Raw genomic sequence first — 19,597 nt, forward strand, 5'->3', positions numbered from 1 at the left:
CACGGCGACGGGGGCGGGGGCGAAAGAGTTGGATTTGTTCGAGGTACAGCAGACGTGGGCATTGAAATATCCATATTTCTGGCCAGGCATCATCGGGGCGTTCGTGATGGCTGAGCGTGTGTCATCAGCTGATTGTAGCCCAGTGACATCACGCTTGGTGGCCTGATTTTCTTGCGAATTCGCTCCGAGGAGCCAGACCAATGAACATTTGTACCTTTCGTGGACAGGATGAAATGTGCGGCGTGACAATCGGGTATTCCGAAACGTGGCATTACCTACCTCAGGCTTAGCGAAAGGATCTCCTCGCATGCTTTACCTTACCGATGGACAGCCGGCGTTCTGTCCCAAATGTGGCAAGCCCATCGATCCACAACTGTGCGGGTGGGAGGCAAAAGACCGCTTCTACAATGGCAATCATCCGTTTCTATGTGGCTGCGGTGCCCGCTACCTCATTGGTGAGGCATGCGTGAACAAAGCCTTCGATTCGGTTGAAACGGTCGCTGGGGACGCTGGTATTGATCGGCAGGCCAGAGCCAACCTGATGAGCGAGCTCTATGTGATATTGGGAGCCCTTGATGCGCCGGCCACAGTGCTTGACCAGGTGCTTGCTGCGGTTGAAGGCGACGAACTGCCGTACTCCACTTTACTGCCATTCGAGAATGACTAAATGAACAAGATTCACTGGTTCTGCGTTTCCAACCCAGATGGAAAGCGTTTTCCTGAGTGGCGACGGTCCTTCGGCGTGAGTGACGGTGGAGTAGATTTTGTGCCGGCGGCGATGGCGGGTGATGAGACTGAGATGAACGTCATGCTCTGCGCATCTGGTGATGGACAGAGCACTGCGGTGCATCTTGATCACCATTTCGTGCCGAGTGACTGGCTGAAGCGCGAGTTCCCCAAACACTTTGAGTTGATCGAGATGGTAGAGGTCCGTGCACAAACTGCTTTGGCTGAGACCGACCAGGCACAGACAGCAGTTATTCTGGATTAGGCTCACGGATAGGTCTCAGCACGATCGTACTGTCGACCAATTCGATGCTGAGCCTGTCGCCTACAGCAAGGCTCAGCTCTTTCAGGATGTCTGGGGGTAACTCGACGATCACATCCCCCGAGCCATCACCGGGGTCCTGGCATTTGACCTTCGTGCGCGCTGATTGGGTCATGAAAATGCCTCGGCTGGTTCACCAAGACAATAGTACTCCCACAGGCTTCCTCAATGCTGAGTTCTCTACCGGGCGGTTTAGCGTGCGGCACACGGCTTGAACAGGATAGTGGTGACACTGATGAGGTCGCATGGCGCGTGCTTGTCGCTGGCTGTGTCAAACTATATTCCGAGCACCCAATTCTAGACATTACGGCAGCCCTTGACCGACAGATGCGGTCGTCGGCTCGGCGAGTTGATGTATCCTGGTCCTCGAAACGAGCTCCGAGATCGATGGTGATATTTGATGCTCGGCATGGGCGGAACGTCATTCGTTCCTGCGGTTCACGGCAATTGGGGGTATTAGGTGAAAAAAACAAAGCAGGAAACGCAGCCTGTGGAAGAAGAGAGATTGCGAGCTGATGCAAGAGCTGCACTTGCAAAGCGAACCTTGAAGAGCAGTCGTTTTTTGAACGTGGCCCTTTCAAACGGCTCGGATTTCGAGCCTGTTGGGCGGTTGGCCGGCTGAGATATATTTCTCCTAGCCTCGAAAAGGCCGAGATCACCGGCTGAGGGCTAGAGCGACCGCGTAGCTCACTCGCGATCCGCCATGGCTACGGACTCTTGCGCGGTTTCAAAGAGCATCGAGCTGCTGAAGATTGTCTCGTAGCTTGCTCCTTTCAAGGATGCGATCTCAGCGTCCCCATAGATGTAGGTTTTATCACCGAGAACCCTGTATACGTATGCAATGCCTTCGTCAGATTTGAATCGCAAAATCGACTCCAAGGGTTCCATCATCCACCGACCAGCGTGATTGACATGGTCCGGAGTAATGAGTTGCACACTTTCCACTCGTAACCCGCTTTCCTGGTCGCTAACGAGAGATTGGAGGAGCTGGTCATTGCTCAGCATCAGCATCGGATGCTGGACAAAATCCCCGCCCTGCTCCTGGGTGGCGACGTAGAACCAGGGCCTATGGATGCTGTGTTCCACATAGCTCCATGCGGCGGGGTCCTCTCCAAAAAGACTAAATTGATCGATTTTTGCGTGCTGGTAGGTCAGAAACATCAGTGCATCTCTAAATATACTGTGTGCAGTATAGTGCAGAACGCATCGAAGCGGCTTCATCGTTCCCTTTGCGAGTTGCTTCAATGCGATCGGAACTCAAGCGTGCGCTTGGTACGGTGCTCAAGTCGTATCGGCTGAAACGAAATTTCTCTCAGGAAAGTTTAGGGCCGAGCCAGGCCTACATCAGCAACCTCGAGCGGGGCAGGTGGAGCCCGTCGCTAGAGAAGATCGAGCAAATGTCCGATGTGCTCGGAGTGCACCCCGCGAGTGTCATTCTTGCTGGATACCTCTCCTTAGCAGACGGTGCAAGCGCTGACGAGCTGTTGGAGCGAATCCGAGGAGAGCTAGGAGAACTTGGGCTCTAGATAGGCGCCCGCTGGTGATCCTGCCACGACATTCACCGAAGCCGATGCTGGTCACGCCTGCCCGCACGCAACGGGCTCGAAGAATGATTTCATCGCCGTCCTCAAGGAACTTGCGCATCTCTCCGCTGACAAGCACTACCGAGCGCTTGCCGCCCTCGGTAATCACCAGCAGGCTGCCGAACGAGCCAGGATTGGAACCAGATAACGTACCCGACTCAAACAGGTCGCCTGGCTACCGACGAGATAAGACTGGGGGAAGAATCAGCGCAATACATCACCTGCAAATGCGCTTGGATCTCGCGCATACCTTGACAAGAAGCGGTCACAGCCACACTTAGAAAAGTTAAGTTTTGGAGCCTAAACTTGGCTCAAAATCAGCAAAAGCTAACTAAAAGCTTTGCGCTGACACAGGATTGAGAAAAAGAAGATGCTGGGCAGGCTGGAAAACTAGTGGCCATGAGGGCTCGGCTGCAGATCGTAAAACGTGACTAAAATTTAATAGGACAGATACGTTGAACAAAGTGGGCCATTCTACGCCAAGTCGTGGCGTTGCACAGATGGGGTAGATGGCAGGAGGGATACGTTTTCAAGCATCGCGGGGCAAGCCCGCTCCCACAAGTGTCATGTCACCCCTTGTGGGAGCGGGTTTGCCCCGCGATGAAGTAGCGCTGGTCAGACGTGCGCTTGCCTGGCCTTGCCACGCGGCAGGCGGCAACGGTCTGACTGCTCGGCCAGGCGCGCGGCCCAGGCCGACTTGACGCTGAAGCCGCCGCTGCGGGCAGGCTTGTCGGCAGCCTGGGTGGCAGGTTTGCTCACGGCCTTGACTGGCGTGGCGGGCTTGGCCACAGGTTGCGCGGCAACCACGGCGGCAGGCTCGGCAGCGGCCTTGGCCGCCTGGGCCGACTTGCGCAGCTCGGCCAGCGAAGGCGTCTTGTTCGCCGCGGTTGCAGCCGCGTCCGGCTTGGCCAGCGAGCGCTGGCAGGTCTTGCAGGATACGTCCTCGGCCACGGCAGTGCTGACCAGGGTCTGACTGCTGCGCCCACAGGCGGAATCGAGGCCATTGGTGGAATAGTGGGTAACCAAAACCGTACTTCTCCGATGCGTTGACTATTAAAGCGGGCGGCATTCTCGCACAGGATGCAGGGACTTGCCGAACCGACGTGACCAACTGCGAGCCTGCCCGCGATACACGGACTGGCACTTTGCCATGTTTGAAGGCATGCTAGGCGGCTTGGATCGTGCGGCTTATAGTGCCCCCGGCAACATGCCTGGCTGCGGCACGCGCCGTGCATGTACCACTCCCTGCCGCCAGCGAATCGCAGGACCGCCGCTTGACCGACCTCACGCAACCTACATCCCTGCGCCCCGCCACCGCCACGGCCGGCTCACACCTGCGTGGCTCGCTCAAGGGGGCGCTGGCCCTGCTCGCACTGATGCTGCTGGGGCTGCTGCTGTGGCAACTGTTCACCCAGTTCCGCCACACCCAGGCCGACCTGCGCCAGCAGAGCCTGGCGACCAGCGCTCAACTGGCCGATCACCTGGGTTTGAACATGTCGCTCAAGGCGCAACAGGCATTGAACCTGGTGCAGCCTTACGTCAAACCACCGGCGCCCGTAGCCCTGCCAACCCTGCTCGACACCTTGCAATCGCGTCTACCTGCCCTGCGCCACGTGGCCTGGCTGGGTAGCGACGGGCGGATCCTGGCCGACACCCTGGCAAACGGCAACGACCGCCCGCTGATTGACGAACTCCTGCAGTTGAACCAAGGCCGCGCCTACTTTTTCAGCAACGCCACCGACAACCAGACCGTCTACCTGCTGCTGCGCCAACCCAACGAGCAGGGCCGCGGCTACTGGCTGCTGCGCCTGGGCACCGACTACTACAAGGAGCTGGCACAGCACCTGGACGGCCCAAGCCATCCCTTGTGGCTGTTGGAAAACAGCCGCAACGGCGAGGTCATCGAGCGCCACGGCCCGACGACCACCAGCGACGAGCCGTTGCAAAGCGTGATGCTGGCCTTCATCGACAACAGCACCTGGCAACTGCGTGGCCTGTTCGATGCGGGGCTGGCCCGTGACAGGCTGCTCCCCGCGCTGATCGGCAAGTGCGTGCTGGTGCTGTTCTGCGCCCTGTTGCCGGTGCTGGCGCTGATCAACATGCGCCGCCGCCAGCGCGCCCTGCAGGAAGACCGTCGGCGCTACCACGAGATTTTCGAAGGCACCGGTGTCGCCCTGTGCGTGCTCGACCTTTCCAGCCTGCCGGGGCAACTGGACCGCTACCACCTGCGCAATCGCGCCGCGCTCAAACAGAGCCTGGCGCTCGAGCCAAACCTGCGGCGCTCGCTGCTGGGCGAACTGAAGATCACCGAGATCAACCAGGTTGCCCGCCAGTTGCTCAATGTCCAGTGCCACGAGGGTGCCTGGCAGCGCCTGATCGACGGCAGCGGCGATGGCCGTGACAGCGTGGGCATGAAACTGCTCGACGCATTGATCGAGGAGCGCCAGCAGCTGGAGCTGGAGGTGCGCCTGCCGGCTCCACTGGGCGGCGAGCTGCACCTGTGGCTGATGGTACGCCTGCCCCAGCAACGCCGGGACTACCAGGCGGTGATCCTGAGCATCAGCGACATCACCAGCCGCAAGCAGGTGGAACTGTCGCTGCTCGAACGTGAGAGCTTCTGGTCGGATGTGGTGCGCACCGTGCCCGACCAGCTCTATGTGCAGGATGTCCATAGCCAGCGGATGATCTTCAGCAACCGTCACCTTGGCCAGACCCTGGGTTACGAGCGCGCGGAGCTGGCACAGATGGGCGAGCGCTTCTGGGAGTTGCTGCTGCACCCCGAGGACGCCGAGCATTACCAGGACCTGCGCCGGCGACAACTGGACAGCAACCGCGAGCAATCGCTGCATTGCCAGTTGCGCTTCCGCCACCGCGATGGCCGCTGGCGCTGCTACGAGATCCGCGAGCAGGTACTGAGCCGCGACAGCGATGGTGCAATCACCCGCATCATCGGGGTCGGCAAGGACGTCACCGTGCAGATCGAGGCCAGCGAGTCGCTGCGTGACAGCGAACAACGCTACCGCATGCTCGCCGAGAGCATCAGCGATGTGATCTTCTCCACCGACAGCCTGCTGCAGCTCAACTACGTCAGCCCTTCGGTGCAGGCGGTGCTGGGTTACCAGGCCGACTGGATCTTCGCCAACGGCTGGCAGTCGATCGTCGCCAACCCGGCCCAGCTCACGGGCGCCTATGCACTAATCGAACGGGTCAGCAAGGCACTGGGCGACGCGCAGCAACTGGCTCAATTGCGCACCACGCTGAACACGCAACTGTTCCTGTTCGACTGCCTGCGCGCCGATGGCCGCAAGATCCCCATCGAGCTGCGGCTGGTGCTGGTATGGGACGAGCACGAACGCTTCGAGGGCGTACTGGGCGTGGGCCGCGACATCAGCCAGCAGCGCCGGGCCGAGAAAGACCTGCGCATGGCGGCCACGGTATTCGAACACTCCACCTCGGCCATCCTCATCACCGACCCGGCAGGCTATATCGTCCAGGCCAACGAGGCGTTCAGCCGGGTCAGCGGCTACGCGGTCGCCGAAGTGCTGGACCAGCTGCCTGGCATGCTCACCGTCGAGCACCAGCAGGACGCGCACCTGGGCTACGTGCTCAAGCAACTCAACCAGCGTGGCAGCTGGGAGGGCGAGGTGTTCCTCAAGCGCCGCAATGGCGAGCACTACCCGGCCTGGGTAGGGATCACCGCGGTGCTCGACGATGAAGGCGACCTGGCCAGCTATGTGTGTTTCTTCACCGACATCAGCGAACGCAAGGCCAGCGAGCAACGCATCCACCGCCTGGCCTACTACGACGCCCTGACTCACCTGCCCAACCGCACGTTGTTCCAGGACCGGCTGTACACCGCCCTGCAGCAGGCCGAGCGGCAGAAGGCCTGGGTGGTGCTGATGTTCCTCGACCTCGACCGCTTCAAGCCGATCAACGACTCCCTCGGCCATGCCGCAGGCGATCGCATGCTCAAGGACATGGCCGAACGCCTGCTGGCCTGTGTCGACAATGACGATACCGTGGCGCGCATGGGCGGCGACGAATTCACCCTGCTGCTGCAACCCAAGGCCACCCGCGAGCTGGCGCTCAACCGTGCCATCCACGTCGCCGAGAACATCCTCGCCAGCCTGGTGACGCCGTTCGTCCTGGAAAACCGCGAGTTCTTCGTCACCGCCAGTATCGGCATCGCCCTCAGCCCCCAGGACGGCGGCGAGCTGAGCCAGCTGATGAAAAACGCCGACACCGCCATGTACCACGCCAAGGAACGCGGCAAGAACAACTTCCAGTTCTACCAGGCCGACATGAACGCCAGTGCCCTGGAGCGCCTGGAGTTGGAAAGCGACCTGCGCCACGCCCTGGAGCAGAACGAATTCATCCTCTACTACCAGCCGCAGTTCAGCGGTGACGGCAAGCGCCTGACCGGTGCCGAGGCGCTGCTGCGCTGGCGGCACCCAACCCGCGGCCTGGTACCGCCGGGCGACTTCATCCCGGTGATAGAAGAGCTCGGCCTGGTGGTGGATGTCGGCGACTGGGTACTGCGTGAGGCCTGTCGCCAGCTCAAGGCCTGGCACAAGGAAAAGGTGCGGGTGCCCAAAGTGTCGGTGAACATCTCCGCCCGGCAGTTCTCCGACGGCCAGCTGGGCACGCGCATCGCCACCATCCTGGAAGAGACCGGCCTGCCACCGGCCTGCCTGGAGCTGGAGTTGACCGAGAGCATCCTGATGCGCGAGGTCAACGAAGCCATGCAGATCCTCGACAGCCTGAAGAACCTCGGCCTGAGCATCGCGGTCGACGACTTCGGCACCGGCTACTCGTCGCTCAACTACCTCAAGCAGTTCCCCATCGACGTGCTGAAGATCGACCGTACCTTCGTCGATGGCCTGCCCGAGGGCGAGCAGGACGCGCAGATCGCCCGGGCGATCATCGCCATGGCCCATAGCCTCAACCTGGCGGTGATCGCCGAGGGCGTGGAAACCCATGAACAGCTGGAGTTCCTGCGCGAACATGATTGCGACGAGGTGCAGGGCTACCTGTTCGGACGCCCCATGCCGGCCAACCAGTTCGAGGCGCAGTTCAGCAACGAGACGTTGTTCATGTTCCAGTGACTGTGGTGCCACACGGTCCCTGTAGGAGCGGCCTTGCCGGGGCGCCGGATCGGCCGGAAAGGGCTGCGTAGCAGCCCCGGCAATTTATGTTGAAACGCATGAACCTGGGGCCGCTGCGCGCCCCTTTCGCGACACAAGGCCGCTCCTACAGGCCCCTGCAAAATCGGACCCAAAGGTCAACTCCAGCCCAGTCCCCACGCGGGTTGCAACATGAGGGCCATTGGTCCGCGACTTGATGCCACTTCATATGCCAGCGGCGAATCAATCGGTTAGAATGCCCCCCCAATCCAGCCCGATCCTTGAGGACCGCCATGTTCAGCCGTGATTTGACCATTGCCAAGTACGACGCCGAGCTCTTCGAAGCCATGCAGCAAGAAGCCCTGCGCCAGGAAGAGCATATCGAGCTGATCGCTTCGGAAAACTACACTAGCCCCGCCGTCATGGAAGCCCAGGGTTCGGTACTGACCAACAAGTACGCCGAAGGCTACCCGGGCAAGCGCTACTACGGTGGTTGCGAGTATGTCGACGTGGTCGAGCAACTGGCCATCGACCGCGCCAAAGAGCTGTTCGGCGCCGACTACGCCAACGTCCAGCCGCACGCTGGCTCGCAAGCCAACGCCGCTGTCTACCTGGCCCTGCTGTCGGCCGGTGACACCATCCTGGGCATGAGCCTGGCCCACGGTGGCCACCTGACCCATGGTGCCTCGGTCAGCTCGTCGGGCAAGCTGTACAACGCCATCCAGTACGGCATCGACGCCAACGGCCTGATCGACTACGACGAAGTCGAGCGCCTGGCCGTCGAGCACAAGCCGAAGATGATCGTTGCCGGCTTCTCCGCCTACTCGCAGGTCCTGGACTTCCCACGCTTCCGCGAAATCGCCGACAAGGTCGGTGCCTACCTGTTCGTCGACATGGCCCACGTGGCCGGCCTGGTCGCCGCTGGCGTGTACCCGAACCCGGTGCCATTCGCCGACGTGGTCACCACCACCACCCACAAGACCCTGCGCGGTCCACGTGGCGGCCTGATCCTGGCCCGTGCCAACGCCGACATCGAGAAGAAGCTGAACTCCGCCGTCTTCCCAGGCGCCCAGGGCGGCCCGCTGGAGCACGTCATCGCCGCCAAGGCGATCTGCTTCAAGGAAGCCCTGCAGCCCGAGTTCAAGGCTTACCAGCAGCAAGTGGTGAAGAACGCCCAGGCCATGGCCAGCGTGTTCATCGAGCGCGGTTTCGACGTGGTTTCCGGCGGCACCCAGAACCACCTGTTCCTGCTGTCGCTGATCAAGCAGGAAATCTCTGGTAAGGACGCCGACGCCGCCCTGGGCAAGGCCTTCATCACCGTCAACAAGAACTCGGTGCCGAACGACCCACGTTCCCCGTTCGTCACCTCGGGCCTGCGTTTCGGCACTCCAGCCGTGACCACCCGTGGCTTCAAAGAAGCCGAGTGCAAAGAGCTGGCGGGCTGGATCTGCGACATCCTGGCTGACCTGAACAACGAAGCGGTGATCGACGCCGTGCGTGAGAAGGTCAAGGCCATCTGCAAGAAGCTGCCGGTGTACGGCAACTGATTGGCGATTGCCTGATGTGAAAAAGCCCGGCTTGATGCCGGGCTTTTTTGTGGGTGCTGTTACGTCATTGAGCAGGTACGAAATCGGGTACAAGGCGTATTTCCACACGCTGGCCCAAGGCCCTGGCTGCACTGGCCAGTGTTGCCAGGGTCATGCCAGCGTCAGTCTGATCCAAGGCTCGATCTACCGCCGCCCGGCTGGTGTGCATCCGCTCGGCCAAGGCCTTCTTGCTGATCTTTTGCTGCTTCATTGCCTGGGTCAGTTGCCAGGCAATCACCCGTTTGAGCGCAGCGGCCGTGACCTCTTCGAGGATGCCCTCTTCGGCGAGAAAATCATCGAAGTTCGAACCGATATGCGGGTTCATGTGATTGACCTCCGTAAGCTGGCTTTGCGTTGCCTGGCGAGTGCCAGATCTGCCGAGGGCGTTTTCTGGCTTTTCTTGATGAATCCATGGAGCAGGAACATCACTCCATCCATGATCGTGAACAGCACACGGGCAATGACATGCCTCATGTCGATACGGATTTCCCAGAGTCCGTGCTCCAGCTTTCTGACCAAGGGCATGCCAAGCGGCCATCCCAACTGAACGGTCTTGATTTCCATACCAATCAGGTAGCGCTCCTCGCGTGCCAGGCCCTTGAGCCACTCCCTCACGGGCTCATTACCCAATGCACTGCGGAAGAACTGCACATCTACTTTTAGATCCGACGCGGCCAAGTGTACCAAAAAAAGTACTCCCTGCAAGTGGCCACTTCTAATGGCCTGATTGCTGAAACGAGGCCAAAAAAATGCCGCCTTACGGCGGCATCTAACAGTCAGCCAGGTCTCACTCAGGCGTGGTTCAGGGCCTCGAAACCTGCCCGGATCTTCTCCTCCGGCAGCTCATCACCAATAAACACCATCACGCTTTCTCGCCCCTCGTCGTCCTTCCAGTCGGCATCCCAGTCAAAGCCGTACAGCTTGAGCACTCCCTGGAATACCAAACGGCGATCTTCACCGACGATATTCAACACGCCCTTGTAACGCAGCAGCTGTTTACCGTGCTCTTCCAGCAGCGCGTTCATGAAGTCACTGAGACGGTCGATGTCCAGCGGCGTGTCGGTACGCAGCACCAGGGTGGAGATACGGTCCGGCGTTGCCGGCTTGAGTACCGGACGCAGGCTGGGCTTGAGGCTGATGCCCAACTCCGGGTTGAGGTTGAACCCTCGCACATCTAGCAGCTCGGCCAGGTCGATACGGCCATGCTCGACTACGCGGATTACCGCCCGGCCGTTGATGCGGGCCAGGCGCTCGCTCAGTGCATTCACTGCCGCAGGCTCGGCAAGGTCGGTCTTGCTAAGCAGCAGGCGGTCGGCAAAACCGACCTGGGCCTGGGCAATGGCCTGGGTCAGGTGCACATCGGCGTTCACCGCATCGACCAGGGTGATGATGCCATCGAGGATGTAGCGCTCGCGCAGCTCCTCGTCGATGAAGAAGGTCTGCGCCACCGGCGCCGGGTCGGCAAGGCCGGTGCACTCGATCACCAGGCGGTCGAAGGCGATCTCGCCGGCATCCAGGCGCTCCAGCAGCAGGTACAGGGCGCGGGTCAGATCGCCATGGATGCTGCAGCACACGCAGCCGTTGGCCAGGGTCATGACCTGCACCGGTTCGTCGCCCAGCAGCTGGCTGTCGATACCAGCCTCGCTGAACTCGTTTTCGATCACGGCAATCTTCAGGCCGTGCTCGGCCTTGAGCATGTGTTTGAGCAAGGTGGTCTTGCCGGCGCCGAGGAAGCCGGTCAGCACGGTAACGGGAATCGGCGTTTGCACGCGGTTGTCTCCTGGAGCTGAAAACGAAAGTGGGAGCCCGGTTGCCCGGGCTCCCACCGATTCACATGTGTCGCGGGTTCAACAGCACTTGGGCCCGGACTTGCCACCATAACGCGCTTCCTGGCGTTCGCGGAAGAACGCCTCGTAGCTCATCACCGGCTTGTCCGGGTGCTTGGTCTGCATGTGCTCGACATAAGTGTCATAGTCGGGCATGCCGACCATCAGGCGGGCTGCCTGCCCTAGGTACTTACCCAGTCGACTCAAGTCGTTGAACATCACGGCATTCCTCTCAAGCGTCAGGCAGGGCCTGGAACGGGGTTTCCTTGTCGCTGCGCTCCTTGCGACCCCAGGCGGCATAGCCGACCTTGAGGGCGAAGAACAGGATGCTGAACACCACCAGCAGGAACAGGATCGTCAGGCCGGCGTTGGTGTAGGCGTTGAAGATCACGTGCTGCATCTGGCCGATGTCCTTGGCCGGGGCCAACACCTGGCCTGCGTCCAGCGCGGTGCTGTACTTCTTGGCCAGGGCCAGGAAGCCGACCGCCGGGTTCGGGTCGAACAGCTTGATCAGGCCTGCGGCGGTGGTGCAGATCAACAGCCAGACCGCAGGTACCAAGGTGACCCAGATGTAGCGCTGGCGCTTCATCTTGATCAGCACCACGGTGCCGAGCATCAGGGCAATACCGGCCAGCATCTGGTTGGAGATACCGAACAGCGGCCACAAGGTGTTGATGCCACCCAGCGGATCGATCACACCTTGATAGAGCAGGTAACCCCACATCGCCACGCAACCCGCGGTAGCGAGCAGGTTGGCGCCCCACGACTCGGTGCGCTTGAGCGCCGGTACGAAGCTGCCCAGCAGGTCCTGCAGCATGAAGCGCCCGGCACGGGTACCGGCGTCCACCGCGGTGAGGATGAACAGCGCCTCGAACAGGATCGCGAAGTGATACCAGAAGGCCATGGTGTTCTCACCCGGCAGCACCTGGTGAAGGATCTGCGCGATACCGACGGCCAACGTTGGGGCACCACCGGCACGGGCCAGGATGGTGTGCTCGCCAATATCACGGGCGACCGCTTCGAGCTGCTCGGGGGTGATCAGGAAGCCCCAGCTGCTGACCGTCTGCGCCACCGAGGCGACGTCGGCACCGACCACCGCAGCCGGGCTGTTCATGGCGAAGTACACGCCCGGCTCGATCACCGAGGCGGCGACCATGGCCATGATGGCGACGAACGACTCCATCAGCATGCCGCCGTAGCCGATGTAACGGGCGTTGGTTTCGTTGTCCAGCAGCTTGGGCGTGGTCCCCGAGGAGATCAGCGCGTGGAAGCCGGACACCGCGCCGCAGGCGATGGTGATGAACAGGAACGGGAACAGGGTGCCCTTCCATACCGGGCCGGTGCCGTCGGTGAATTGCGTGAGCGCCGGCATTTTCAGCTCGGGCGCGATGATCAGGATGCCAATGGCCAAGCCGACGATGGTGCCGATCTTGAGGAAGGTAGACAGGTAGTCGCGCGGCGCCAGCACCAGCCACACCGGCAGCACGGCGGCGACGAAACCGTAGCCCACCAGCATCCAGGTGATCTGCACGCCAGTGAAGGTGAAGGCCGGGCCCCAGACCGGATCCGCGGCGATCTGGCCCCCCAGCCAGATCGACAGCAGCAACAGCACCACGCCGATCACCGAGATCTCGCCGATGCGGCCTGGGCGGATATAGCGCATGTAGATGCCCATGAACATCGCGATCGGGATGGTCGCCATCACCGTGAACATGCCCCACGGGCTCTCGGCCAGGGCCTTGACCACGATCAGCGCCAGCACCGCGAGGATGATGATCATGATCAGGAAGCAGCCGAACAGGGCGATGGTGCCCGGTATGCGGCCCATTTCCTCACGCACCATGTCGCCCAGCGAGCGGCCGTTGCGGCGGGTGGAGAGGAACAGCACCATGAAGTCCTGCACCGCGCCGGCCAGCACCACACCGGCGATCAGCCACAGGGTGCCGGGCAGGTAACCCATCTGCGCGGCGAGCACCGGGCCCACCAGTGGGCCGGCGCCGGCGATGGCGGCGAAGTGGTGGCCGAAGAGGATGTGCTTGTTGGTCGGTACGTAGTCCAGACCGTCGTTGTTGAGTACCGCGGGCGTGGCCCGGCGGGGGTCGAGTTGCATCACCTTGGTGGCGATGAACAGGCTGTAGTAACGGTAGGCAACCAGGTAGATGGCCACTGCCGCGACCACGATCCACAAGGCATTGATCGCCTCGCCACGACGCAGGGCAACCACACCCAGCGCGCAGGCCCCTATGACTGCCAGCGCCAGCCACGGAACGTGGCGTAGCAGGCTATTATTGTTGTTCATGGTTTACTTCCAGCTGGTGGATTGGAAAAGACCGCCCATCGAGTCTAGGGCGTGTCAAGGCGCATTGCCACACTTGCTTTGGTCTAGAGCCTCTGCGGCCAGATTGCGGTACCTGATACGAGCGCAAAACTAACTATAGTCAGGTTGAACCCCCGAGGGCTTTCCCCATGAGCGATCACGACGAACGCCGCCGCTTCCAACGCATCGCCTTCGATGCCCCCACCGAACTGCGCCAAGGCGAACGCCGCTGGCCGGTCAAGCTCCTCGACCTGTCGCTCAAAGGCCTTCTGATCGAATGCCCCAACCCCTGGGACGCCGATCTGACGCAAGACTTCGAAGCGATCATCCACCTCAACGACATGACCACCAAGGTGCAGATGCAGGTCGAACTGCGCCACGAAGAGCCGACGCGCCTGGGCTTCGTCTGCCTGTATATCGACCTCGATTCGATGAGCCACTTGCACCGTCTGGTGGAACTGAACGTGGCCGACAGCACCGAAATGATGCGTGAGCTGCGGGAATTGATCGAAGATTGAAATCTCTTAGCTAGCTATCAAAATCACCCCATTGTGTTTCCTGTCTACCCAGGCAGCTTTCAGCAAGCTGTTCTGGGTGGTGTACACACCCATCTAACCCGCCATTCCACGACTTGGAACGTATTCTGCATCCAGAAATGGTGAACTCTGGAGGCAGCCCTGCACGCGCTTGGATCAAAATCTTGTATACAATTTTGATGGCAATCGAATCCATGTTTTGTCTACAGTAGTGCCACAAAAATAAAACTGAGAGCCTGCTCCATGACTACGTCCCCTAGCACGTCTCCCACCCAGCGCCCCGAGGACGAAAACCTCGGTATTGGCGCCAACCTGGCCTACGGCCTGCAGCATGTTCTGACCATGTATGGCGGTATCGTTGCCGTACCGCTGATCCTCGGCCAGGCAGCCGGCCTGGCCCCGGCGGAGATCGGCCTGCTGATCGCGGCTTCGTTGTTCGCAGGCGGGCTGGCGACGCTGCTGCAGACCCTCGGCCTACCGTTCTTCGGTTGCCAGTTGCCGCTGGTGCAGGGCGTGTCGTTCGCTGGCGTCGCGACCATGGGGGCGATCCTCGGCAGCCAGGGCGGTGGTGGCCTGCCTGCGGTGCTGGGTGCGGTCATGGCGGCCTCGCTGATCGGTTTCCTGATCACCCCGGTGTTCTCGCGCATCACCAAGTTCTTCCCACCGCTGGTGACCGGCATCGTCATCACCACCATCGGCCTGACCCTGATGCCGGTGGCCGCGCGCTGGGTGATGGGCGGTAACAGCGCTTCGCCGGAGTTCGGCAGCGTGGCCAACATCGGCCTGGCGGCGCTGACCTTCGCCATCGTTTTGCTGCTGAGCAAACTGGGTAACGCGACCATCTCGCGACTGTCGATCCTGCTGGCCATGGTCGCTGGCACACTGATCGCCTGGGCACTGGGCATGACCGACTTCAGCAAGGTCACCGAAGGCCCGATCTTCGCCTTCCCCACCCCCTTCCACTTCGGCATGCCGACCTTCCACATCGCCGCGATCCTGTCGATGTGCATCGTGATCATGGTGACCCTGGTCGAGACCTCGGCCGACATCCTCGCGGTCGGTGAAATCATCGACACCAAGGTCGACTCCAAGCGCCTGGGCAATGGCCTGCGCGCCGACATGGCGTCGAGCATCCTGGCGCCGATCTTCGGCTCGTTCACCCAGAGCGCCTTTGCCCAGAACGTCGGGCTGGTGGCCGTGACCGGGGTCAAAAGCCGCTATGTGGTGGCCACCGGTGGCGTGATCCTGGTGGTGCTCGGCCTGCTGCCGATCATGGGCCGGATCATCGCTGCGGTACCGACCCCAGTATTGGGTGGCGCCGGCATCGTGCTGTTCGGCACCGTAGCGGCCAGCGGTATCCGCACCCTGTCGAAGGTCAACTACAAGAACAACGTCAACCTGATCATCGTCGCCGCGTCGCTCGGCTTTGGCATGATCCCGATCGCCGCGCCGAACTTCTACCACAACTTCCCAAGCTGGTTCGAAACCATCTTCCACTCCGGTATCAGCTCGGCGGCGATCATGGCCATCCTGCTGAACCTGATGTTCAACCACTTCACCACGGGCAACTCGGAAAACCAGTCGGTATTCGCCGCCGCCTACGAGCGCACCATCCAGTACTCGGACATCTCGTGCCTGCGCGATGGCGACTACTTCAAGGATGGCAAGCTGTTCGACGCCGACGGCAATGAAGTGCCGGTGATGGAGGTGGACGAGCATGGCAACCAGGCGCCCAGGCGCAGTGCGGTCGCCGAGCACTGACCGCTGACTGAAGCGGTCACGCAGGGGAGTCGACGCGCATCGTCGGCTCCCCTTTTTGTTTACCCGCGAAAAGGCCCTGGCACAACGCTGATCATTCGAACAAGGCATCCAACGCCTGCTCAAGGCGCGTCACCGCAATCACCTGCAACCCCGCCGGCGCCTCCTTGGGTGCATTGCCCTTGGGCACGATCGCGCGCTTGAAGCCATGCTTGGCCGCTTCCTTCAAACGCTCCTGGCCACTCGGCACCGGGCGCACCTCACCCGACAAGCCAATCTCGCCAAACACCAGCAACCCATGCGCCAACGGCCGGTTGCGCAGGCTCGACATCACCGCGGCCAGCAGCGCCAGGTCGGAGGCGGTCTCCAGCACCTTCACCCCGCCGACCACGTTGAGGAACACATCCTGATCGTGGGTGGGAATGCCGCCGTGGCGATGCAGCACCGCCAGCAGCATGGCCAGCCGGTTCTGGTCCAGGCCCAGGGTGACCCGCCGCGGGTTGGACAGGTGGCTGTCATCGACCAGTGCCTGCACCTCCACCAGCATCGGCCGGGTACCCTCCCAGGTGGCCATCACCACACTGCCGGACACCTCTTCCTGGGTGCGGTTGAGAAAAATCGCCGAGGGGTTGGACACTTCCTTGAGGCCACGGTCGGTCATGCCGAACACGCCCAGCTCGTTGACCGCCCCGAAACGGTTCTTCACCGCCCGCAACAGGCGCAGGCGGCCGTCCGATTCACCCTCGAAATACAGCACGGTATCGACCATGTGCTCCAGCACCCGTGGCCCTGCCAGCGAACCTTCCTTGGTGACGTGGCCAACCAGGAAGATCGCCGTGCCGCTCTGCTTGGCGTAACGCACCAGCAAGGCCGCGCTCTCGCGCACCTGGGCCACGCCACCGGGCGCGGATTGCAGCTGCTCGGTGAAGATGGTCTGGATCGAGTCGATCACCATCACCCGCGGCTTTTCATGGCGGGCGGTGGCGATGATCGCCTCGATGCAGGTTTCGGTCATCACCTTGAGCTGGTCCTGGGGCAGGCCCAGGCGCCGCGAGCGCATGGCCACCTGCTGCTGCGATTCTTCCCCGGTGACATACAGCGCTGGCATGTACGTGGCGATGTTGCACAGGGTTTGCAACAGGATGGTCGACTTGCCGATGCCCGGGTCACCGCCGATCAGCACCACCGAGCCATCCACCAGGCCGCCGCCGAGTACCCGGTCGAGCTCGGTGCTGCTGGTGGTGAAGCGCGGGATTTCCTCGACGCTGACCTCGGCGAGGGTCTTGATCTGCGCCTGCTGCCCGGCCCAGCCGGTGCGCCCGCTGGGCGCCGCCGCGCCACCGCTTTCGATCATGGTCTCGACCAGGGTGTTCCAGGCCCCGCAATCACCACACTGGCCGGCCCATTTGGGGAAGGTCGCGCCGCACTCGGTGCAGCCATACAAACGCTTGGCCTTGGCCATGGGCGGGGTCTCCTGGAAAAAACCGCCATGATAGCCGAAGCAGCACGTGTCTCGAACGCGCCGGGATGCGACAAAACTATTCGATCTAACCGCAGTCTGTAGCCCTGAATGCAACGCATGAAGCGTTTTAGTGGCTTACACTGCGTCTACCTCACCATTTGTTACAAGGAAATCGAACATGGGCATGCTCAGTGAGTTCAAAGCCTTCGCGGTCAAGGGAAATGTCGTGGACATGGCCGTTGGTATCATCATCGGCGCGGCTTTCGGCAAGATCGTCTCGTCGTTCGTCGGCGACGTGATCATGCCACCGATAGGCCTGCTCATCGGGGGTGTGGACTTCAGTGACCTGGCCGTCACCCTCAAGGCCGCCGAAGGTGATGTACCAGCCGTGGTGCTGGCCTACGGCAAGTTCATCCAGACCGTCCTCGATTTCATCATCGTCGCCTTCGCCATCTTCATGGGCGTGAAAGCGATCAACCGCCTCAAGCGCGAAGAAGCCGTGGCACCGAGCGCCCCGCCGGTACCGAGCGCCGAAGAAACCCTGCTGACCGAGATCCGCGACCTGCTCAAGGCGCAGAACCGCCAGCCCTGAGGCTGCACATGAAAACGGCGCCCGATGGGCGCCGTTTCGTTACCAGTAGTTCTCTACCGCCACCTGCCCCGGCCGCTTGCTCAGGCTCAGTTGCAGGTCACGCGCCTTGAGCACTTTGCGCGTCTCGTCGATCATGTCCGGGTTGCCGCACAGCATGATCCGCGAGTGCTCGGTGGACAGCTCCAGCCCCGCCGCCTTCTCCAGCCCACCGTTCTCGATCAGCGTGGTGATCCGCGCATTCAACGCCCCCGGATGCGCCTCGCGAGTGACCACCGGGATGAATTGCAACTTGCCGGCGAATTCGGCCAGGTAGTCGCGCTGCTCCAGCCCGGCGATCTCGTCCACGTAGGCCAACTCCTTGGCTTCGCGCACCGAATACACCAGTTTGATGTTGTCGAATCGCTCCCAAGCCTCGAAGTCCTGGAGGATCGACATGAAGGGCGCGATGCCGGTACCGGTGGCCAACAGCCACAGGTCGCGGCCACCGACAAAGCGGTCGAGGGTCAGGTAGCCAAATGCCTGGCGGTCGATCAATAGGGTATCGCCCTTGCCCAGCCGGCTAAGCTCGCTGGTGAACTCACCGCCCGGCACCACGATGGAGAAAAAATCGAGGTATTCGTCGTGGGGCGCGCTGACCATCGAGTACGCACGCCATACCACGCTCCCATCGGCCTTGGTCACGCCCAGGCGGGCGAACTGCCCGGAGCGAAAACGAAAGCCCGGGTCGCGGGTGACCCGCAGGCTGAACAGGTTCGGCGTCAGCGGCTGGACATCGAGCAGGGTCTGGCGGGTGAACTTGTCGGCGCTGGCGGTCATGACGGGCTCCAAAAAACAGATGCGCCAAGTGTCGCGCAAAGCGATGGAGATAAACACCACCGGTTTGTAGGGCATCGACTTTAACGGACAAGAAACTGCGCAAAAACCCCGGCAGCTATAACAAAAAAACCCAGCACAGAACGAGGACTTTTCCTACACTTCGCCCGTGCAGTCTGCTTATTGGATCCAACGGATTTCAGGGAGCTTCACCGATGTCACAGTGGACCAGCGAACAGCTTCAGCAGATGCTGAGCGAACGTGACCCTCACGCATTGTTTCGCCGGGCGGTCGACTTGGTTCAGCTATTCGAGATGGATTTTCTCGGCATGACGCTGCACCTTCACCTTGCCGGTCACGATCCACAGATCATCCTGCACAGCAATTACCCGCGTGGCTGGATCGAAGCCTACCGGGACTGCAATTTCGTCAGCATCGACCCTGTCATCACCCAGTGTCGTAAATCCACCCTGCCCCTGCTGTGGCACGACGACCTGTACAACGAGGTCCCCTTGCTGCGCGAAGCGGCCTGCGCCCATGGCCTCAAGCATGGATGGACCCAGTCGTTGTATGACATGCGTCACAACGAGTGCCAATTGAGTGTGGCCAGGCCCACGACGCCTGTAAGCAATTTCGAGCTTTACGAGAAAGGCGCGCAGATCATGTGGTTGTGCCAGGTGCTGCATGCCGTGTTCAGCGAACACTACCTGACATGCAATGGCTCGGCCCCACACCTCAGCAAGCGAGAGCTGGAGGTGATCAAGTGGTCCGCGGAAGGCAAGATCGCCGAAGATGTCGCGAAGATACTTTCACTGTCGACCAGCACGGTGAACTTCCACATCCGTAGCGTCATCCAGAAAACCAACACCACCAACAAAGTAGCCGCCATCGTCAACGTGGTCCGCCACGGCCTGCTGTAGCCCCCCAAAGCGCAAAGACCTGTAGAATCCCAG

Annotated in this window: 19 protein-coding genes and 1 pseudogene; 9 read left to right on the forward strand and 11 right to left on the reverse strand. The window is 61.4% G+C overall.

Annotated features, from left to right (window positions below):
* Nucleotides 1–307 precede the first annotated feature (307 nt).
* Nucleotides 308–667, forward strand: coding sequence for a hypothetical protein (locus IX761_RS13010; protein ID WP_194789990.1), 360 nt, complete (start codon nucleotides 308–310; stop codon nucleotides 665–667).
* The gene (locus IX761_RS13015) at nucleotides 668–991 is read left to right on the forward strand and encodes a hypothetical protein (RefSeq protein ID WP_194789991.1); all 324 of its coding nucleotides are present in this window, start codon (nucleotides 668–670) and stop codon (nucleotides 989–991) included. It begins immediately after the preceding gene.
* On the opposite strand, the gene IX761_RS27135 is transcribed toward IX761_RS13015, so the two are convergent.
* Nucleotides 978–1,163, reverse strand: coding sequence for an AbrB/MazE/SpoVT family DNA-binding domain-containing protein (locus IX761_RS27135; protein WP_228533516.1), 186 nt, complete (start codon nucleotides 1,161–1,163; stop codon nucleotides 978–980). The genes IX761_RS13015 and IX761_RS27135 overlap by 14 nt on opposite strands.
* Before the next feature lie 572 nt (nucleotides 1,164–1,735).
* Nucleotides 1,736–2,209 (reverse strand): hypothetical protein, encoded by a 474-nt coding sequence (locus tag IX761_RS13020; protein WP_194789992.1) that lies wholly within the window; start codon nucleotides 2,207–2,209, stop codon nucleotides 1,736–1,738.
* A gap of 83 nt (nucleotides 2,210–2,292) precedes the next feature.
* On the opposite strand from IX761_RS13020, the gene IX761_RS27625 reads away from it, so the two are divergent.
* A complete protein-coding gene (locus IX761_RS27625; RefSeq protein WP_194789993.1) occupies nucleotides 2,293–2,574 on the forward strand; it encodes a helix-turn-helix domain-containing protein in 282 nt (93 codons plus the stop codon).
* Nucleotides 2,575–2,590: 16 nt separating this feature from the next.
* On the opposite strand, the pseudogene IX761_RS13030 reads toward IX761_RS27625, so the two are convergent.
* Both IX761_RS13030 and IX761_RS13035 read right to left on the reverse strand, forming a co-directional pair.
* Nucleotides 2,591–2,806 (reverse strand): annotated as a pseudogene (locus IX761_RS13030) (fumarylacetoacetase); the annotation flags it as partial.
* Nucleotides 2,807–3,246: 440 nt separating this feature from the next.
* Nucleotides 3,247–3,657 carry a hypothetical protein gene (locus IX761_RS13035; protein WP_194789994.1) on the reverse strand — a complete coding sequence of 137 codons (411 nt, stop codon included), beginning with the start codon at nucleotides 3,655–3,657 and terminating at the stop codon, nucleotides 3,247–3,249.
* A 248-nt stretch (nucleotides 3,658–3,905) separates the two neighbouring features.
* Here IX761_RS13035 and IX761_RS13040 point away from each other — a divergent pair, with 248 nt between their 5' ends.
* Nucleotides 3,906–7,736, forward strand: a complete 3,831-nt coding sequence (locus IX761_RS13040; protein ID WP_194789995.1) for an EAL and GGDEF domain-containing protein — start codon at nucleotides 3,906–3,908, stop codon at nucleotides 7,734–7,736.
* Nucleotides 7,737–8,047: 311 nt separating this feature from the next.
* Nucleotides 8,048–9,301 (forward strand): serine hydroxymethyltransferase, encoded by a 1,254-nt coding sequence (gene glyA / locus IX761_RS13045; protein ID WP_054900658.1) that lies wholly within the window; start codon nucleotides 8,048–8,050, stop codon nucleotides 9,299–9,301.
* A gap of 64 nt (nucleotides 9,302–9,365) precedes the next feature.
* Here glyA and IX761_RS13050 read toward each other — a convergent pair whose 3' ends face one another.
* The 5 genes from IX761_RS13050 to IX761_RS13070 all read right to left on the reverse strand — a co-directional run bounded on the left by IX761_RS13050 (nucleotide 9,366) and on the right by IX761_RS13070 (nucleotide 13,465).
* Nucleotides 9,366–9,665, reverse strand: coding sequence for a helix-turn-helix domain-containing protein (locus IX761_RS13050; RefSeq protein WP_194789996.1), 300 nt, complete (start codon nucleotides 9,663–9,665; stop codon nucleotides 9,366–9,368).
* Nucleotides 9,662–10,045, reverse strand: a complete 384-nt coding sequence (locus IX761_RS13055) for a type II toxin-antitoxin system RelE/ParE family toxin (protein ID WP_228533518.1) — start codon at nucleotides 10,043–10,045, stop codon at nucleotides 9,662–9,664. Before IX761_RS13055 ends, IX761_RS13050 begins: the two co-directional genes overlap by 4 nt.
* An 86-nt stretch (nucleotides 10,046–10,131) precedes the next feature.
* The gene (yjiA, locus tag IX761_RS13060) at nucleotides 10,132–11,109 is read right to left on the reverse strand and encodes a GTPase (protein ID WP_194789997.1); all 978 of its coding nucleotides are present in this window, start codon (nucleotides 11,107–11,109) and stop codon (nucleotides 10,132–10,134) included.
* A gap of 78 nt (nucleotides 11,110–11,187) precedes the next feature.
* Nucleotides 11,188–11,385, reverse strand: a complete 198-nt coding sequence (locus tag IX761_RS13065) for a YbdD/YjiX family protein (protein WP_194789998.1) — start codon at nucleotides 11,383–11,385, stop codon at nucleotides 11,188–11,190.
* A 13-nt stretch (nucleotides 11,386–11,398) separates the two neighbouring features.
* Nucleotides 11,399–13,465, reverse strand: a complete 2,067-nt coding sequence (locus IX761_RS13070) for a carbon starvation CstA family protein (RefSeq protein WP_194789999.1) — start codon at nucleotides 13,463–13,465, stop codon at nucleotides 11,399–11,401.
* Between the two features lie 167 nt (nucleotides 13,466–13,632).
* Between IX761_RS13070 and IX761_RS13075 the strand changes: the two genes are divergently transcribed.
* Both IX761_RS13075 and IX761_RS13080 read left to right on the forward strand, forming a co-directional pair.
* The gene (locus IX761_RS13075) at nucleotides 13,633–14,001 is read left to right on the forward strand and encodes a PilZ domain-containing protein (protein ID WP_194790000.1); all 369 of its coding nucleotides are present in this window, start codon (nucleotides 13,633–13,635) and stop codon (nucleotides 13,999–14,001) included.
* 261 nt (nucleotides 14,002–14,262) lie between these two features.
* Nucleotides 14,263–15,780, forward strand: coding sequence for a nucleobase:cation symporter-2 family protein (locus tag IX761_RS13080; RefSeq protein WP_194790001.1), 1,518 nt, complete (start codon nucleotides 14,263–14,265; stop codon nucleotides 15,778–15,780).
* Between the two features lie 91 nt (nucleotides 15,781–15,871).
* Here IX761_RS13080 and radA read toward each other — a convergent pair whose 3' ends face one another.
* On the reverse strand, nucleotides 15,872–17,239 hold the full coding sequence (gene radA / locus IX761_RS13085; RefSeq protein ID WP_194790002.1) for a DNA repair protein RadA: 1,368 nt from the start codon (nucleotides 17,237–17,239) through the stop codon (nucleotides 15,872–15,874).
* A 178-nt stretch (nucleotides 17,240–17,417) separates the two neighbouring features.
* On the opposite strand from radA, the gene mscL reads away from it, so the two are divergent.
* Nucleotides 17,418–17,831, forward strand: coding sequence for a large-conductance mechanosensitive channel protein MscL (gene mscL, locus IX761_RS13090; protein ID WP_194790003.1), 414 nt, complete (start codon nucleotides 17,418–17,420; stop codon nucleotides 17,829–17,831).
* 39 nt (nucleotides 17,832–17,870) lie between these two features.
* Here mscL and IX761_RS13095 read toward each other — a convergent pair whose 3' ends face one another.
* Entirely contained in the window at nucleotides 17,871–18,647 is a 777-nt protein-coding gene (locus IX761_RS13095; protein ID WP_194790004.1) for a ferredoxin--NADP reductase, read from the reverse strand.
* Nucleotides 18,648–18,859: 212 nt separating this feature from the next.
* Between IX761_RS13095 and IX761_RS13100 the strand changes: the two genes are divergently transcribed.
* Nucleotides 18,860–19,564 carry an autoinducer binding domain-containing protein gene (locus IX761_RS13100; RefSeq protein ID WP_194790005.1) on the forward strand — a complete coding sequence of 235 codons (705 nt, stop codon included), beginning with the start codon at nucleotides 18,860–18,862 and terminating at the stop codon, nucleotides 19,562–19,564.
* Nucleotides 19,565–19,597 lie beyond the last annotated feature (33 nt).

The sequence above is a fragment of the Pseudomonas sp. UFMG81 genome, from assembly GCF_015354575.1.
Taxonomy (GTDB): Bacteria; Pseudomonadota; Gammaproteobacteria; order Pseudomonadales; family Pseudomonadaceae; genus Aquipseudomonas.

What these genes read in the sequence shown, in the direction of transcription:
- IX761_RS13010 (WP_194789990.1), top strand. Translation starts at nt 308, where the DNA reads ATGCTTTACCTTACCGATGGACAGCCGGCGTTCTGTCCCAAATGTGGC.
- IX761_RS13015 (WP_194789991.1), top strand. Translation starts at nt 668, where the DNA reads ATGAACAAGATTCACTGGTTCTGCGTTTCCAACCCAGATGGAAAGCGT.
- IX761_RS27135 (WP_228533516.1), bottom strand. Translation starts at nt 1,163, where the DNA reads ATGACCCAATCAGCGCGCACGAAGGTCAAATGCCAGGACCCCGGTGAT.
- IX761_RS13020 (WP_194789992.1), bottom strand. Translation starts at nt 2,209, where the DNA reads ATGTTTCTGACCTACCAGCACGCAAAAATCGATCAATTTAGTCTTTTT.
- IX761_RS27625 (WP_194789993.1), top strand. Translation starts at nt 2,293, where the DNA reads ATGCGATCGGAACTCAAGCGTGCGCTTGGTACGGTGCTCAAGTCGTAT.
- glyA (WP_054900658.1), top strand. Translation starts at nt 8,048, where the DNA reads ATGTTCAGCCGTGATTTGACCATTGCCAAGTACGACGCCGAGCTCTTC.
- IX761_RS13050 (WP_194789996.1), bottom strand. Translation starts at nt 9,665, where the DNA reads ATGAACCCGCATATCGGTTCGAACTTCGATGATTTTCTCGCCGAAGAG.
- IX761_RS13065 (WP_194789998.1), bottom strand. Translation starts at nt 11,385, where the DNA reads ATGTTCAACGACTTGAGTCGACTGGGTAAGTACCTAGGGCAGGCAGCC.
- IX761_RS13070 (WP_194789999.1), bottom strand. Translation starts at nt 13,465, where the DNA reads ATGAACAACAATAATAGCCTGCTACGCCACGTTCCGTGGCTGGCGCTG.
- IX761_RS13075 (WP_194790000.1), top strand. Translation starts at nt 13,633, where the DNA reads ATGAGCGATCACGACGAACGCCGCCGCTTCCAACGCATCGCCTTCGAT.
- IX761_RS13080 (WP_194790001.1), top strand. Translation starts at nt 14,263, where the DNA reads ATGACTACGTCCCCTAGCACGTCTCCCACCCAGCGCCCCGAGGACGAA.
- radA (WP_194790002.1), bottom strand. Translation starts at nt 17,239, where the DNA reads ATGGCCAAGGCCAAGCGTTTGTATGGCTGCACCGAGTGCGGCGCGACC.
- mscL (WP_194790003.1), top strand. Translation starts at nt 17,418, where the DNA reads ATGGGCATGCTCAGTGAGTTCAAAGCCTTCGCGGTCAAGGGAAATGTC.
- IX761_RS13095 (WP_194790004.1), bottom strand. Translation starts at nt 18,647, where the DNA reads ATGACCGCCAGCGCCGACAAGTTCACCCGCCAGACCCTGCTCGATGTC.
- IX761_RS13100 (WP_194790005.1), top strand. Translation starts at nt 18,860, where the DNA reads ATGTCACAGTGGACCAGCGAACAGCTTCAGCAGATGCTGAGCGAACGT.